This is a genomic window from Xenorhabdus entomophaga (assembly GCF_037996725.1).
GTDB lineage: Bacteria > Pseudomonadota > Gammaproteobacteria > Enterobacterales > Enterobacteriaceae > Xenorhabdus > Xenorhabdus khoisanae.
In genome coordinates, this window is sequence record NZ_JBBMXH010000101.1 from 1 (window position 1) to 16,310 (window position 16,310).

The 16,310-nt window shown below is 45.2% G+C and carries 12 protein-coding genes; 4 read left to right on the forward strand and 8 right to left on the reverse strand.

From position 1 onward, the window contains the following. Positions 1–453 precede the first annotated feature (453 nt). Positions 454–1,668: a CmlA/FloR family chloramphenicol efflux MFS transporter gene (gene cml, locus AAC854_RS17760; RefSeq protein ID WP_340618292.1), complete on the forward strand. Its 1,215-nt coding sequence runs from the start codon at positions 454–456 to the stop codon at positions 1,666–1,668. Positions 1,669–1,709: 41 nt separating this feature from the next. Here the strand turns inward: cml and AAC854_RS17765 are convergent, their stop codons facing one another. Both AAC854_RS17765 and AAC854_RS17770 read right to left on the reverse strand, forming a co-directional pair. Further along, positions 1,710–2,738, reverse strand: coding sequence for a TPM domain-containing protein (locus AAC854_RS17765; protein WP_340618293.1), 1,029 nt, complete (start codon positions 2,736–2,738; stop codon positions 1,710–1,712). Between the two features lie 114 nt (positions 2,739–2,852). After that, the gene (locus AAC854_RS17770) at positions 2,853–4,265 is read right to left on the reverse strand and encodes an MFS transporter (protein ID WP_340618294.1); all 1,413 of its coding nucleotides are present in this window, start codon (positions 4,263–4,265) and stop codon (positions 2,853–2,855) included. A gap of 94 nt (positions 4,266–4,359) precedes the next feature. Between AAC854_RS17770 and AAC854_RS17775 the strand changes: the two genes are divergently transcribed. After that, the gene (locus AAC854_RS17775; RefSeq protein ID WP_340618295.1) at positions 4,360–5,016 is read left to right on the forward strand and encodes a helix-turn-helix transcriptional regulator; all 657 of its coding nucleotides are present in this window, start codon (positions 4,360–4,362) and stop codon (positions 5,014–5,016) included. A 62-nt stretch (positions 5,017–5,078) separates the two neighbouring features. Here AAC854_RS17775 and AAC854_RS17780 read toward each other — a convergent pair whose 3' ends face one another. Next, on the reverse strand, positions 5,079–6,002 hold the full coding sequence (locus AAC854_RS17780) for a PfkB family carbohydrate kinase (RefSeq protein WP_340618296.1): 924 nt from the start codon (positions 6,000–6,002) through the stop codon (positions 5,079–5,081). Then, positions 5,999–7,399 carry a purine-cytosine permease family protein gene (locus AAC854_RS17785; protein WP_340618297.1) on the reverse strand — a complete coding sequence of 467 codons (1,401 nt, stop codon included), beginning with the start codon at positions 7,397–7,399 and terminating at the stop codon, positions 5,999–6,001. The genes AAC854_RS17780 and AAC854_RS17785 overlap by 4 nt, the downstream gene beginning before the upstream one ends. Positions 7,400–8,011: 612 nt before the next feature. Between AAC854_RS17785 and AAC854_RS17790 the strand changes: the two genes are divergently transcribed. Beyond that, positions 8,012–8,779, forward strand: coding sequence for a GntR family transcriptional regulator (locus AAC854_RS17790; protein WP_340618298.1), 768 nt, complete (start codon positions 8,012–8,014; stop codon positions 8,777–8,779). Between the two features lie 381 nt (positions 8,780–9,160). Then, the gene (locus AAC854_RS17795) at positions 9,161–9,919 is read left to right on the forward strand and encodes a hypothetical protein (RefSeq protein ID WP_340618299.1); all 759 of its coding nucleotides are present in this window, start codon (positions 9,161–9,163) and stop codon (positions 9,917–9,919) included. Between the two features lie 86 nt (positions 9,920–10,005). Here the strand turns inward: AAC854_RS17795 and AAC854_RS17800 are convergent, their stop codons facing one another. From AAC854_RS17800 to fdhE, 4 genes are all read right to left on the reverse strand, one after another. Beyond that, positions 10,006–11,655: an LTA synthase family protein gene (locus AAC854_RS17800; RefSeq protein WP_340618300.1), complete on the reverse strand. Its 1,650-nt coding sequence runs from the start codon at positions 11,653–11,655 to the stop codon at positions 10,006–10,008. Between the two features lie 164 nt (positions 11,656–11,819). After that, on the reverse strand, positions 11,820–13,733 hold the full coding sequence (selB, locus tag AAC854_RS17805; RefSeq protein WP_340618301.1) for a selenocysteine-specific translation elongation factor: 1,914 nt from the start codon (positions 13,731–13,733) through the stop codon (positions 11,820–11,822). Between the two features lie 42 nt (positions 13,734–13,775). After that, positions 13,776–15,167: an L-seryl-tRNA(Sec) selenium transferase gene (gene selA, locus AAC854_RS17810; protein ID WP_340618302.1), complete on the reverse strand. Its 1,392-nt coding sequence runs from the start codon at positions 15,165–15,167 to the stop codon at positions 13,776–13,778. A 35-nt stretch (positions 15,168–15,202) separates the two neighbouring features. Further along, positions 15,203–16,135, reverse strand: coding sequence for a formate dehydrogenase accessory protein FdhE (gene fdhE, locus AAC854_RS17815; protein ID WP_340618303.1), 933 nt, complete (start codon positions 16,133–16,135; stop codon positions 15,203–15,205). Positions 16,136–16,310 lie beyond the last annotated feature (175 nt).

Consider the following 16,310-nt stretch of genomic DNA (forward strand, 5'->3'; position numbering starts at 1 on the left):
GAACACAAATGGAGTGGGGCAAAAGCGATAAGAAGACAAAAAAGATGTTCAGTTGATGAGTTGTTCACCGAGCACATCGAATGTGTCAGGTTATGTTGATTCTGCTATATCCAGTAGGTACGCACTCTGTTTATATTGGAAATGCACAATGCCAAAGCTCACAGACCAGCCAACAAATGCTGCTTCTGTCACCAATTAAGCAAAAATAGTTAGAAAAAATGAACAATTATCTATAAAGTACCATCCGTAATTTAAAACGCTTTGCATCTCAACATAGAGATGTTTACGGTACGAATTCACTACAAGGATAACCTACATATGAGTACTCTTAACGAGCACACAACAGAGAGATAAGCCGCAGCAACCATAGTTTTTTCGGTTGTTGCGGCGTCCTCAAGAACCTCTCAATTCTATGAGCACGCCGCCAATTCCTTAACTTTAGGAGATGGATTCGTGCACTCAAAAGATTTTTCCTGGCAATATTCTCTTACCGCCACAATATTACTGTTATCACCATTCGATTTACTGGCATCACTGGGTATGGATATGTATCTGCCCGTCGTTCCTCTCATGGCCGATGTACTTAATGCCGGAACAGGGACGATCCAGCTAACATTAACTGTATACCTGATTCTGTTAGGAGCTGGTCAGCTTTTGTTTGGCCCGTTATCAGATCGATTCGGTCGTCGTCCTGTTTTGCTTAGTGGTGGAATTGGTTACACGGTTGCTTCATTTGGCCTTGCCATAACTTCATCCTCAGAAATTTTTTTGGGCCTCAGAATTATTCAAGCCTGTGGAGCTTCGGCATGTCTAGTAGCCATTTTTGCGGCTGTACGCGACATCTATTCGGGCCGTAAAGAAATCAACGTCATCTATGGCTTGCTCGGTTCTATGCTTGCTATAGTTCCGGCAGTAGGTCCTTTGCTCGGAGCGCTGATTGACACTTGGCTGGGGTGGCGCGCAATCTTTGGTTTATTAGGATGTGCAATGGCAGTTGCTGTTATTGCGGCCTGGAAATTCTGTCCAGAGACCCGGCAGCAACGGACGGCAAGCTTGCAGTGGTCGCAACTACTTCTTCCTGTAAAACGTCTGAATTTCTGGCTGTACACGCTCTGCTACAGTGCAGGCATGGGAAGCTTCTTCGTCTTTCTTTCAACGGCCCCTTGGATAATGATCGGTCGGCAAGGATTATCACAGCTTAGCTTCAGCTTGCTATTTGCAACAGTAGCCATCGCCATGATGATTACTTCACGATTTGTGGGAGGTCTGATTGTCCGGTGGGGAAGCTTGAATATGTTACGGGCAGGAATGTGCTGCTTAATGGCCGGATCACTGTTGCTGGCAGTTGGAGAGACTCTTATACCTGATTTGGTATTTGGCTTCATTGCCCCAATGTGGCTTGTCGGTATTGGGATCTCTGTGGCTGTTTCTGTAGCACCTAATGGTGCACTTCAAGGTTTCGATCATATAGCAGGAACGGTTACAGCAGTCTACTTCTGCTTGGGAGGGTTACTGTTAGGGGGGATTGGAACGTTCACCATTACACTTTTATCCAACGCTACTACCTGGCCAATTATCGCTTATTGCCTGATCCTGGCAATAGCTGTGATTTGTCTCTCCTGCTTTAATCCCGACAAACGCCATATTAGCAGTAAAGAGCATGACTAAAATAGGTGGGGATAAATCCCCACCAATATGCCAAAAAACAATTACCAATCGCCTGAAGCTCCACCACCGCGACTGCCGCCGCCACCGCCGGAAAAATTATCATCATCGTTACGATCAGAACTACAGCCACCAAACAAGCCACCAAAAAGGCTGCCGAATAGGCTTTTCAATAATGACACCACGGACGAGATCAGAAAAAACACCAGAATCACGGGTAACAGGATAATGAGCAGATAAAACTCTGCCGGAATGGTAGAAAATAACCCAATAAAGTTCAGTACATAGGTTCCTACAGCGATAGTCAGGGCACTCTTGAGAAAACGCTTAAACCAATGCCCTGTGCGAAAAACTTTTAGTGGCAGTAAGATTATACTCACCAACCAAAAACCCAGTAGCATAAAGATGTCTTTACCGGATATCTTGTTGAATGCGCCATCGCCTTCTTCAAAAGCCTGAACAATCTTCGCCGTTTCTTTCTGTGCTTCCGCTTGTTCGGATTTTTTCAGCCATGTACCAATTGAATCAATTGCCTTGCTAATCCCCTGATAATAATCATCTTCTTTGAAAGCCGGTTTCACATCCTGCAACAAAATGAGTGTAACCTTACCATCGGATAATTTACGTTCTAAACCTGAGCCAACTGCAATACGCATTTTATGGTCATCAGAAGCGATCACAAACAAGATGCCATCATTGCGTTCTTTACTGCCTAACTTCCATTTATCAAATACACGGGAAGCAAATGCCTCAACGGTATCACTGCCCGTCGTCGGGATAATCAGGACTGCCATCTGTACTTTTTCTACAGATTGCAGCTTTTTCAGTTGCCGGTTCAGGCCCTGACGCTCTTCTTTCGTTAGAACTTCAGATATATCTGTTACGCGCTTGCTTAATGCAGGAATATCAACAGTTGTTGTTTCTTGTTTTATCTCTCTGGCTGATGCGTTCCCCATCCCGATGAGCAATAAAAATAGTATAAAAAATTGTTTAATTATCAATAAATAACTGCGATTCAGCTCTGTCATTCGGATACGGCAACCATCCTTTGGCCTAGGGGAAATAACTAACATCAAATATCCTTAGCTCTTATTTATGAAATCAACCATCACTATTATATGAATATCTTCCGCTGCACATCATGAAAAAACGGCATTATTTTTTCGATAATGCCGTTGATAATAAATTTATTCCCCCACTTTAATTCTTGCTGATTTATACGCGGTAAATAATGCCAATACGGGTGCGACAGAGAAGAGCAGAAATAGCCAATGGGAAGAAGAAGCTGCGCCCTCCACGCCACCGGGCTGATAAAATCCAAATATATTGGTGACCATCCCAGCCAGTGCAGAACCGAATGCGGTGGCAAATAGCTGAACGGTAGTAATGGATGAACCCGCAATGTTTTTATCAGCGTCACTGGAAACTTGCAAAATACGGGTTAAAAGATGAGGCCAACCAAAACCGACGCCAAAGCCAAACAACCCCAATCCCAAAATGATCGGTAATATTATTTGCCACTCACCTGCTGATTGATAGGGCAGCATCACAAGTAACAGAAACATGCCAATCAACATGAAGACAGGGCCACTCACAATCGAAAAACGCATTCTCGCACCATGCCAGCTCGCGCTGAGCATTTCCCCTAGCGTCCAACCCAATGCTGCGGTCGCAACCATATAACCAGACACTAAAGGCGATTGCCCATGCAGTACCTGCAAAAAATAGGGAATAAAAACATCACCCGCCAAACCTATCACCAAGAGTGATATGGTGGCGAATAAGGCCAAGTGGGGAGAGCGCAGACTCAACGCATTTTCAGGCAATAATCTCGCTGAAGTTCTGCGTTCATGAACAATCAATAAAGATACCAATACCACCGCCGTTACTATGCCGATAATATTGATACGCACATCTTGTGACAAACTTCCTGAGGAAACAGCGAGTACGGAGGCGGATAACAGAATAAGCTGCACAATCGGCAATGCCGTTTTGGTTGTATCCTGTACCCGTTTTTTGGGCAAAATCTGATAAGTGAACAAGGCATACAGTAAGGTAATGGGTAACATAATGCCAAACGCATAACGCCACACGTTCATTTCAGCGAAAATGCCACCAACAGCCGGCCCGATTAAGGTTGCTACGCCCCATACCCCTGAAATCAATGCCATAGCCCGGGGCCAGAGTGATTGCTCAAACACCAGATTAACCATCAAGTAGGAAAGTGCAAATAGAAACCCACCCCCCAATCCCTGAATGGTTCTTCCAACCAGCATAATCTCCATTGTGGGTGCTAAGGTGCAGAATAAACTGCCGATGAAAAAAACAAAACCCGCAACCAAATAAGCATTTCTTGCGCCTGATGCACTAAGTAATCTCGCAGAAAGAACAGAACCAATAATTGATGCCACAACAAATAATGTCGTATTCCAGGCATAAAGGTTCAATCCGCCAATATCTTTGACGACAGAAGGCAAAATAGTAATCGCGATTAAGGTGTTGGTTGCCATTAACCCCACACCCAGTGAAAGTGCCATGGCACTAGGCGCATTTTTGCTGGAAAACAGATCTCTCCAGCGGCTTTCCTCAGTCATTATCATGATTGTTATCCTGAACACAGGTTGAGTTGTGAAAAATCTTACGTTAAATTAAACAAGATAAATCTTGGAATAAATTAATGTCGGGACCAACAATATGTCAAGCTCAGACTTGGAAAATAAAATAATTGAGGGGCAAACTGTGAGTGAGAAGTTATTAATGCTTCTTAAAACTCAAGGTGCCTTACAAGCCTCTGATGCCGGCAAGATATTGGGAACAACTGGAGAAGCTGCCCGTCAACAATTTGTGAAACTGGCTAAAGAAGGATTGGTTGAAGCAAGATCCGAGGCAAGGGGAGTTGGGCGTCCTATTCAACTCTGGCATCTTACGGAGAAAGGCCATGCCCGATTTCCCGATACTCATGCAGAGCTTACATCTCATCTAATTACGATTATTCGCAGTCAATTGGGCGAAACAGCCATTGATTTAGTGATCAGTGCCCGCGAAAAAGAGGCTTTTTCCAACTATAAAAAGGCAATGGAAGGGGCGGCAGGGTTACAGGAAAAAGTTGAGCGTCTGGTAGCCATACGCTGCCAGGAAGGTTATATGGCTCATTATTCTGTCGAAGAAAATGGCGCTATTCTGTTTTTTGAAAATCATTGCCCCATCTGTACGGCTGCCAAAACCTGTCAGGGATTTTGTCGGGCAGAACTGAGGCTATTCCGGGAAATTCTGCAAGCCAACGTGGAAAGAACCGAATATATTCTCAGCGGCGATCGGCGCTGCACCTACCTTATCACCCCATTGGCTTAATCTAAAAAACCTACCCAAATGATATTGAGTAGGTTTTTTTGTTGCGTAATTTTTCAGAGGATTCAGCCGAAGATAAAATCTGCCAATTCGCTCTTAACGGGCGCACCATTAGCTCCCGGACGGCTGACAACAACGGCTGCAACCCGGTTTCCCAGATCGACCGCATCCCGTAATGGCATTCCCTGAGACAACCCCGCCAGCATACCGCCACAATGTGCATCACCGGCTCCAATCCTATCCTCAACCTTGACCTTGTAAGCCGGCACGTATTCAGGATCACGATCTGGCTGGCATATCCATGCACCCTCTGCACCTATACGTGCAATAATCGTGAAGCCATGTTCCCTGGCATAGCGGCTGGCCTGTGTCATTGAATCCCCAACACCACACAGCAAAGCAATCTCATCTTTATTCAAACTGAGTATTGTTCTGTCTGCGGGCAGCGCCTGAATAAATTCAGGGTCGATATCAATCAGGCGCGGGCCAAAATCCAGTACCAAAGTCAGCTCAGTAGGTGAGGCCAGCAACCATTCACGCAATTCAGCCGCTGTTGGATTTGCCAATTCATAGCCGCTGGCGTAGACATATCCCTGCTCCGGAAGCAGGATAGTCTCCAACATTTTTCTATTCCAATTATCGTCACAACCGGGAACTGAGACATAAGTACGCTTACCATCAGGTTTCATCATGGCAAAACACCAACTATTGTCTTTTGTTGGATGACGCAATGTTACCTTTAGCCCAAGTTTTTCCATTTCTGCGGTAACACACTCCCCCCAGATGCCATTACCAACAAATATGCCATTAATAACCGGGGATTGAAGGCGACAAAGTGCACGCGCAACATTGAATGCACAGCCACCGACTTGCCGATCAATTTCTTCAGCTTCCCAATATTCACTATCATGGGGTAATTCAGGCAATCTGAGAACAATATCCCCTGTCGCTGATCCCACCACCACAACAGGCAGTAAAGGCTCCTTCATTTTTTATACCTACTCAGCATTAAATACAGACCATAACAGATAAAACTGACGAAAAATGACAAGAATAGACCAAGGCTGGAATTCGCGAAAATCCCCACTGCCCACGGGCCACTGATGAAATCATTTTGCGTCACCAGAAAACCAGCCAGCGCCCCCAGTAGCCAGCACAATATGGGGATCCATTTAATGCCGCCATTAGGGCCAATGTAATTAAACAATTTATCCGTGCAATACCCCTGATTACGACTAATGACAATATAATCAAGCAGGAATATCGCTTCCCACGAGACTAAAAATACGCCGCAGAATATCAGAAATGCGATAAATGGCCCCATAAAGTCACCGGTAACAAATAGGGTATAAACCGCGACACTCAGTACAATCATGGAATCAATGGCAACCGCATGGACCCGCTTAACTTTTATCCCCAATGTCAACAAATTCAAGCTGGCAGAATAGAGGCTCATCACTGCCATGATGACGATGCCTGCGATTGCCGTCATTAAGTAAGGGATCAGCATCCAATCCGGCAGGATAGAACCAATGTGGGCTATAGGATTCTCGGATTTGGGCAGGTCAGGTAATTGGACGGAAAGCAAAATTCCCGCAAACAAGAGCAGTACCAGAGGGATCATTCCGCCGGCGGTTACCGCTGTGAAAATTTTTACTTTAGAGGCGCTTTCATGCTGATAGCGGCTATAATCAGCACTTGTTGCAGCCCATGCAATGCCACTTCCGGCGGCAACGACAGAAACGGCAGGCAGAAACCCTGTTAACCAGCTGCCCGATGGCATCGCCAATACCGCTTCCCATCTTGTCGTAAACAAAATATAGAACACCACAACCAGTGTCATGACACCAAAGATCTTGATAACCCATCGCTGCAAGGCAATGACCATCTCTTTTCCCAACAAAGTGACACCAATTGACAGGCCAGCAAATAAGACCATGCTAACCACCGTCAAAAATATACTTTCGGGAAGCCCGCAGGCCTGAAATAAAGCGGAAAGTGTCAAAGTGCCGGTGACGATATTGATAGATTCCCACCCCATGGAGATGAACCAGAAGAGCACCGTCGGAGCAATATTTCCCTTAATGCCAAAAATAGTGCGGGAAAGGGTGAGGGTTGTGGTTCTTCCCAATTTACCGCTGAAACTGAGGTAACCAACCAGTGCAAAACTGGAGAGACCAAGCAGCGCCGCAAGTACAGATTGCAGGAAAGAGAGCTTAAAGGAAACAATGATGGCACCGTAAACAATGCCGAGAATGCCAATATTGGCGGCTGACCAGACCCAAAACAGATCCAGAGGTGTACCTGTACGTTCTGAGGGAGGAACAATATTTATACCTGTGCGTTCTACCTTCCAAAACCGATGACTATCTTGCTGTGTACTCATTATGTTTTCCATCACTGAAAAACCCTATCTGAGTTGATTTCACTAACTTATACCATTATCTCAGCAGGGAATATGAAGATACCGGATATCGTCCTGAAAAATGGCTCTGGGCATGGCTTCAATGGTTCTCTTTCCCTAGGTTGGCGCAAATATTCACACGCATTACCGGAGTACCACAAAAAATGACGCCATGACCAGAGCGCAACGTTTCGATTTGATTAACCAAAAAAAAGAGCCAATCAAATCTCTGTCTCTTCATACACAACATGGCAGCAGGACACCTTCCACCACGCCCCCTTAGGGCCTATGTATGACATCGGCCCTGAGATTGAAGAACACATAACGTTCCTATACACCCATCGTCTTTCGCGCTACAGCTTTACTGGATGTAACTCGAAACATACTGGATATACATTTCTTGCAAATAGGCCGGGTAGTTTCAGAAAAACCCCCAACTTCTTATATAAGCAAGACTTATACTTTATCGGACCATGAAGGCCAATGAAAGTCCAATTTTGTCATTATGTGATGCCAATCTAATTCCAATACACTCTATACCTTGCTGTACAGGCTAATGTACACTTATGCCATCAAATAACTGGGGTTAAAAATATGCCGAATCACTTTGTTGACTGGATACGCGAACAACTTGAAAAGAAAAGCAATAGCCCTCGTTATATACAATTGCAAAAAGCCATCGAAATGGCGATTGAAAAACAATTATTGGCTGTAGGTGAGTTTTTACCCCCCGAACGCCGATTAGCAGAACGGCTCAATATATCCCGAGTCACTGTCAGTAAGGCGATGCAGCTTCTGGAAGAAAAAGGGGTGATCATACGCCAGCAAGGGATTGGCACTCAGGTTGCAAAACCGGAAAATTCTTCTCTCAATCAGGCGGTTGGCTTTACTTCCCAAATCATTAAAGAGGGAGGAACGGTATCCAATTATTGGTTATCAAGAAAGATTATCCCCGCGCCGGAAGATATAGCGAAAAAATTATCGATTAACACGGGCGAGTACATTGCCAAACTGCGCCGCATCCGCCTTGCTAACGGCACTCCGGTTTCCCTTGAGAATACCTATATTCCCCAAGCCTACCTGCCTCACCCGGAATTATTGGAAGGTTCCCTGTATGCTCATTGGGAACAACAAAATATCCACCTCACCAATGTGCATCATAAAATCAAGGCCATTGCCTGCCATGCAGAGCTTGCCATATTGCTCAATATCGCCGAAAACTCGCCACTGCTGCAAATTCACCAAATCAGCCTGAATAGCCAAAATAATGTCATTGAATTCAGTGAAATTTTGTGTCGTGGTGATATTTATGGGTTGGATTTCAACTCTCCCCAGAATATTGACATCAACTATAAACCATAAAAATTACTAATACATATTATCTTGCAGCAAGGTTATTGCCCCCTGTTTTTTGGGGGATATTCAATCCCTCTTCTATCCGTCACTTTTTAACCTAACTTATATTCTTATCATTAAAAATATTACTTTTTTGTTAAAAAATAACATTTACCGAATAAAGAACGATCAACATACTATTAAATCGTAGAAATATTACTTTAGTATTTATAATAAAAATTCTTAATGGAAATCGGCCGTAAAAACAAAATAACCAATAAAAACAAAATATTAAAACAAAAAACTATAACCAATCGATTTCAAATCATTAGGGAGAAATAAAAACAGCAGACAAAGCAGTGCAAGAAACGATAAGGGCCATATCACCTTTTACTCAAGGGATTATTTATGAACGATATTAGCCAATTATATTCAAAACATCCTGAGTTATACGACGCATTTTCAACCCAAAGAGAATTTCTGGCAGAATGCCGCTCCCTTCTTGATCTCTCTTCTCCCAGCGATCCTCATGAAATAACCACATTAGAATTACTCGCCGGGCCAGCAAGACATTCACTGACATTTCATCAATTGGGGTGTAACGCTTATTCACTTGATGGTTCTGAAGGAATGAAAGCCTATTCCGGCGCAAAAGGTATACAGCGTGAAGAAAATTATTTTGTCTCTCACTTACCTTCTGATGAACCGATTATTCCTCCTGATTTGAAATTTAATATTTTCACTTTGCTCAGGTATTCCGTTGGTTACTTTACAAAAGAATCCATTCAATGGTTGTTAAAATGGTGTCAGCGCCACTCCCATAAAAACGGCATACTTTTCATTCAGGTACATAAACCAAGCACGTTCACTGACATTATCGAAAAACATGAAGAAACACGTGTTATCAGTGACACTGAGCTGGGCAAGGTAGAAAATTACTGGCCACTCACGCCACCTACATGGAGCGACACGGCCTGGGAAGCCATAATGACGGTAAAAGTGATTATTAATGGTGAAACTCATTTATATGAGTCCCAAGAAATAATCCACTCTTATGAGGATATTAAACATCTTGCTGAGTTAATGGGATGCAGGGCAGAAATCATTCCGCCGCAAAAGCTATCTGGATTTACGACCAGCGCCCATATCGTCGCCATATACCTATAAACATATTCCTTCTGCCAGTCTGAATCGCTGACAGAAGGAATAGTATAGTGAGGAAGCAAGTACAGAAGAAGAAAGTAAAAACGCGGTTATTCCTTACCTGCCGAATTCAACTGCTGGTAAATATAGTGCTTATAACTCTCTACCAACGCGTTGTCCTGACAATCATTCAAAGCACCATCACACAAATGACGCATGGCCATATTGGCCTGATAAAATGGCGGTGCAGCCAAGCGGGCACGCTCCAGTATCATTCCCCCCAGGAAAGAAATATCAGTCAGTTTACCCATCGTGATTGAAGCTCCCTGTTTCAAATTATCCCGTAAAGTAAATTGGGTAATATGCGCGGGATCAGGTAACGAAGAGTGATAATGGTCAAAGTGGATGTTCGGCTGATGATCACCAAAATAGAGGAAAACCGTAGGCTTATCGCGCTTGGCGACAAATTCACTGAAATCCTTGATGGCCGGATCGGAGGCGATGATTTTTTCCATGTAATGACTAAATTTGCTTACTGCTGCCGAACGTTCAACGCTGCCAGTCAAACCATAGTCATCATGATGGTTCTCATCATAAGGGCCATGTTCAAACATTGTCAGAGAGAAAATAAAAATTGGCTTATCGGTTTCTTTAGCCAAAATAGTTTTCACGTAAGACAACATATCCTGTGTCGGAATCGTCCAGAGGTTTTCACCCATGCTGGCTGGATAACCTAACTCTTGTGGCTGGATCACCCGGTCAACGCCTAATGTCTTGTAAGCGTGCCCTGCATGGTAAGCAGATTTATTAAATGGCGTCAGCACAACGGTGTAATAACCATTGTCTTTCATCGCACGAAACAAGCTGTTTTGCAGATGATCGACAACAAAGTAAAACACGGCATTTTTACGTGAGCCAAAATCATCCGTATCCAATCCCGTTAGAACAGAGAATTCAGATAACCAAGTTCCGCCCCCAAACGTTTGTACCCTCAGCGGGCTTTGGGCGCTGACACCCGCATCGTGCTGGAACATATACAAATCTGGTAACTTAACATTAGCGGGTAACTGGTAAAGATGAGGATTAACGGTGGATTCTTGCAGTAAAACAACTACATCGGGTTTCACGGCAGACTGTGGTTCAGGCAGAGTCACTTTTTTCGCCTGTTGCAGGAAATAATCAGCCGATGTGCCAAACTTCGGGGGCTGATATTCTGCATCCATGGCCGACATCACCATATTGGTCATCGTTCCCCGCCCTTTCGGCAATTCATTCTGCCATTGAACGTAATAGGCTTTGACCGTTAAATTGATCCCCCAGACACTGGCAGCCATCAAAACGATACTGGCGAAGCGCCATTTGATACCGCGTACAGGAAAAGCCGCTTTCCAGCTCAGTATCATATTGAATATCAACCAAATAGCCATCGCCGCTACCGCAATACCGGCCAGCCAGTAATGGCGCAGGGTTTCCTGATTTGAGGGGTCCAGCATGACATTCAAATCGGAAAACATCAGTTGTTCTTTGTAGTAGTGGACTTTTATCTGATTGAGGAATTTGAGGATAATAAATAAGGTTCCCGTTAACACCGCCGAAAATAACCAACGCGCTGAAACTAAGAAAACCAGACCAAAGATGACGCTAAACACGCCGACAGACACCAGTGCAGGATAAATATCACAGCCCTTTTCAAACACCAATATCAAGGAAGCAATCAACAGCAATCCAAGATAAATCTTCGAGATTATCTTTTTCTTCATACTCTATTGGATTCCACACATGAGTTCAGTTTGACATCACTCGCTGAAAATAGCATAGGTTTTCAAATATGCCGTAAATAAAATGCAGCAAATTCGCTCAATGAAGACAGCGTGGATTCAAAGGAGTTCAACGGCCAGTGAAATAGGTATTTTATGACAAGCCGCTAGAAAACGTCCTCATCCCGTAAAACGTGCAAGTTCATCTTCCTGCGGGTAAAACCTGTGCGGTCAAAGTACTCCAGAATTTGGATCGCTAATTTCCGGCCGATACCTAACTCATTGCGAAAATCTATCGCTGTAATGCCTCCATTAGCCTGATCATATTGACGGATCAAATCAGCAAATTGCTGGATATACCGGCGGTGATAATAACGATCGGGTACGATAGCGATAACAAGCCCCAATTGTGCGGCAGTACGCAAAAGGCGGCGTATGGTTTCTTCATCTTCCCCCATTTCAGTTGCCAAATCGCGCATCCACCACGCTTCCTCCTTGAAATGCGATTCTGCTTTTGACCACAAACTTGCCTGTTCTGCGGTAAACGCCAACCCATGTTCAGGTAAATGCAGCCCGCCATGCGTTTGCTTTAGCGCTTTCTGCCCAAGTAAGTGATTGATCAAGGTATAAACCAGCGTTTCATCCAATGTTGGCAACGCCATCCGTTTCAGGCGGGCTTTACCCAAGCCCAGTTGATCGGGGTGCTTTTCGTGATATTCCGCCAAAACCTGCAATAACTTTTGCTCCGCTAACTCCGCATTATGCTGCGATAATGCCCAATCATCCGCAATAACGACCTTTACTTCTGCCAATAGGCTATTGATCTGGCCTCTTGTCAACTGACGCGCCCAGGCAAAATGGCTGAGAGACAGTGCGCCATTCGGTAAATGCAGCATGAGATGCTCTGCATGACTGACCGCCCGCGCCAATTGTGATAGCCAATTCAGGAATGCCGGCTGACGTTTCCCCCTACGCGGAGAATTCAAGTTAATGACCCTTGCACCTGCCAACGTTTTTTTGGCGCTGATATCACGCAATATCAGGCGATCATTTTCAACTAACCACAAAGGGCGATCCAACACCAATTCAGCCAATATCGGCGTATCAGCCAGCGAGTTCAGCAATGAAATTCTACCAGTGATATGGCTGGCGGCATGATGGATATGGAGAGATTGCCAATTTTGCAGTGGTACATCCGCTTCAATTTCCACCAATACTTTTTCAGACGCGGACAATGAATTTTGCGATGCACAGATTTTTTGAGAAAACGGCTTTTGCGCTAACAGCCAATCACCACGGAAAATGCGCTCTTTGCTGATATCACCGACAATATTCAATGCAATACGCTGGCCTGCCTGCGCAACCTGAGCAGGTTGATTCTGGGCATGCAAACCACGAACCCTCACAGTTTGATCACAACCCGTCAGCCACAACGTATCTCCGACATGAATACTCCCCGCCAGCGCGGTTCCTGTGACCACCAATCCCGCGCCTTTAACAGTAAAGACACGATCGATTGCCAACCGAAAACGTTGATTCAATTTTTCCTGTTGCGGGTTTTGAAGAAGGGAAGAATGGCGATTTTGATGGACAGACAGTAAATGTTCTCTCAGCGGAGCAATACCATCACACGTTGTTGCCGACGTCACAAACAAAGGCACTGATTGCCAGCCTTGTGATGTCAATAACTGTATCACCTGCTGCCGGACTTCCCCGATCCTTGCCTGTTCGACACTATCGGCTTTGGTCAGTACAACCGTGATATCAGGCCGCCCGATTAAACGCAGGATCGCCAGATGCTCCTGAGTTTGCGCCATCACTCCGTCATCACAGGCGACAACCAACAGAACATGATCAATGCCCCCCATTCCCGCCAGCATGTTAGACAGGAATTTCTCATGCCCCGGCACATCGACAAAGCCTACCGAAGAGCCATCTGGCTGTGGCCAATAGGCATAACCAAGATCGATAGTCATGCCCCGTTTTTTCTCTTCCGGTAAATGGGTCGTATCAACACCTGTGATTGCGTGAATCAGGGTTGTTTTACCGTGATCAACATGTCCCGCTGTGGCAAAAATCATAGTCATTAAGCCTATATTTATAACAACGATTCTAAGGGATTTTTATAAAAATAATGCCTGAAATAACGCACTTCCATCTTCAAGGCAGCGTAAATCCAGCCATAACCGCCCATCATACAGGCGCCCAATCACGGGCTTGTTCAAATTGCGCCATTGATGAGCCAATTTCTCCAATGTACTGCCACGCCCGTCAATCGCAGTAAAAGTCAGCGCCCAACTGGGCAAGCGATCCACAGGCAAGGAACCGCTGCCAATCTGGGAATAGCAAGGTTCATCGCGAACAATGAATTTGTCGCTGTAATATGCCTGAATGTTGGGCAGTAACTGTTGCGCCATGTCATGGATTTCATCTTGCGGACGCGTCAGTAAACGCAGTGTCGGTAACGTTTGGCGAAGTTGTTCAGGATGTTGATAAAGACGCAATGTGGCTTCCAATGCAGCCAATGTCATTTTATCTGCCCGTAATGCACGTTTCAGCGGATGGCGTTGAATGGCATCAATCCACGGTTTCTTACCAACAATTATTCCGGCTTGCGGGCCACCCAATAATTTATCACCGGAGAAAGTGACAAGATCGATACCATGGCTCAGATAATCCTGTGGCATCGGTTCCGCCGGCAAGCCATATTGCGCCATGTCGGTCATGGAACCACTACCGAGATCGATGGCAGTCGGAATTTGGGATGCGATACCCAGTTTCGCCAGTTCTTCACCCGATACTTCGGCAGTAAAACCTTCAATGCTGTAATTGCTGGTATGCACTTTCATCAATAAACCCGTTTCAGGGTTGATTACCTGCTGGTAGTCTTTCAAATGCGTTCGGTTAGTCGTTCCCACTTCGACCAAACGACAACCCGCTTGCACCATAACATCGGGAACACGAAATGCACCGCCAATTTCCACCAGCTCACCACGGGAAACGACAACCTCTTTTCCCTGCGCTACTGTTGCCAATACCAGCAAAACCGCAGCGGCGTTATTGTTGACGATACAGGCATCTTCTGCTCCCGTCAGGGTACACAGTAAATCCGCCAGCGCGCGATCACGATGCCCACGAGCAGCGCCATCAAGGGAATATTCCAACGTAACCGGCGAACGCATCACCTGTGTCACCGCATCAATCGCCGACTCTGCCAGCAATGCCCGCCCCAAATTGGTGTGAAGCACCGTGCCACTCAAGTTAAGTACGGGCTTCAGCGCTGACATTTGATCCTGTTCCAATCTTTGGCGTAATGGTACGGACCAATTATCACTCCATTCCGGCAAGGTCTGATATTCCCGGATATTGAACCGCGCCTGTTCCTGCATTTCCCGCAATATATCTACCACTCGCGTCTGTCCATGACGCGCTGTCAACGAGATGATTTCCGGCTCCCGCAGCACGCGATCAATAGAGGGTAATTGACGGTACAGTGAGTTTATTGCTTGTGTCATCGTTTCATCCATTACCATTTATTCATTGGGAACATTTATTCATTGGGAAATAGAAAAGGGTTCAAACTGCTACGGGCAAAACCTTCCTCTTCCATTTTGGCATCCAAAATCAGTGATGCCAGATCATCCGCCACTGCATCCACATTGGGATCTTTTTCCTGATAAAGAATTTTCAGATAGCTGCCGCAATCACCACAACTTTCCGCCTTGACTGCCGCCTGCTCACTATCCAATGACCAATAATTCAGATCACGAGTCTGCTCACAGTTGCTGCATTTGATTCGCACAACATGCCACTCGCTTTCACACAAATGACAATGCAGGTAGCGCAAGCCTTGGCTGGAGCCGATTTGCACCATACTGACAACGGGCATACTGCCGCAAACCGGACAAAACTGTCGGTGTTCACCATATTCCGCCCGCGCCTTGCCGGGGATCAGGCTGGCCATTTGTGCCCAATAAACAGACAATGCCGCCCAGATAAACACCGCCTGATCGGCACTGACTTTGCTGAATTCTCTATTCAGCAGTGCACTTGCCATCTCTTCCAGCTCTTGTTCTGAGTTTTTCGCCAGATTTTCGATGGCAGGTTTTACATGTTCTGGCACGGTGGACAGCAATTCTGCTATCAGGGAATGCAGGATATGTTGCCAGTGCTGAGTACGGGGCAGGGTTTTACAATCTAACGGGATGCCATTCTTTTGTTGGGAATGACCGATAATTTCATCCAACTCCACATTCAGCGGATTGTCATACAGGGCTTTTTGCTGTGCCTGTACGATTTCAGCCACAAAATTCAGGTAGTTTGCAAATGGATTGTTTTCTGTTGCCAACGTTCTCAGACGTTCGGCACGACGTTGATACAGGTTTTTCAGATTGGCAAACAGCAAAGGAGGAATAAAACCAGCACCTCTTTCATTTACGCGTTCTTTGCCTAACTGCTCTTTAGGAACAATGCGAATACTCATTACCTTCACCTTCCCATTATGTTTATACGTAAGTATCCAACCATCTTACCTTGCCAAACATAACCTTAACGCGATGCTCGACTTTTATGATGAGTTGAAATGACATAGCCGCTCCTTTATAACTTTAAGTCGTCAAAAATAGAGAAATAAAGGAACAAAAGGCTATGTCACAGCA

Excerpts from the sequence above, each read along its gene's own strand:
- AAC854_RS17770 (WP_340618294.1), bottom strand. The coding sequence starts at position 4,265 with ATGATAATGACTGAGGAAAGCCGCTGGAGAGATCTGTTTTCCAGCAAA.
- AAC854_RS17790 (WP_340618298.1), top strand. The coding sequence starts at position 8,012 with ATGCCGAATCACTTTGTTGACTGGATACGCGAACAACTTGAAAAGAAA.
- AAC854_RS17795 (WP_340618299.1), top strand. The coding sequence starts at position 9,161 with ATGAACGATATTAGCCAATTATATTCAAAACATCCTGAGTTATACGAC.
- AAC854_RS17765 (WP_340618293.1), bottom strand. The coding sequence starts at position 2,738 with ATGTTAGTTATTTCCCCTAGGCCAAAGGATGGTTGCCGTATCCGAATG.
- selB (WP_340618301.1), bottom strand. The coding sequence starts at position 13,733 with ATGATTTTTGCCACAGCGGGACATGTTGATCACGGTAAAACAACCCTG.
- selA (WP_340618302.1), bottom strand. The coding sequence starts at position 15,167 with ATGACACAAGCAATAAACTCACTGTACCGTCAATTACCCTCTATTGAT.
- AAC854_RS17775 (WP_340618295.1), top strand. The coding sequence starts at position 4,360 with ATGTCAAGCTCAGACTTGGAAAATAAAATAATTGAGGGGCAAACTGTG.
- fdhE (WP_340618303.1), bottom strand. The coding sequence starts at position 16,135 with ATGAGTATTCGCATTGTTCCTAAAGAGCAGTTAGGCAAAGAACGCGTA.
- AAC854_RS17800 (WP_340618300.1), bottom strand. The coding sequence starts at position 11,655 with ATGAAGAAAAAGATAATCTCGAAGATTTATCTTGGATTGCTGTTGATT.
- AAC854_RS17785 (WP_340618297.1), bottom strand. The coding sequence starts at position 7,399 with ATGAGTACACAGCAAGATAGTCATCGGTTTTGGAAGGTAGAACGCACA.
- AAC854_RS17780 (WP_340618296.1), bottom strand. The coding sequence starts at position 6,002 with ATGAAGGAGCCTTTACTGCCTGTTGTGGTGGTGGGATCAGCGACAGGG.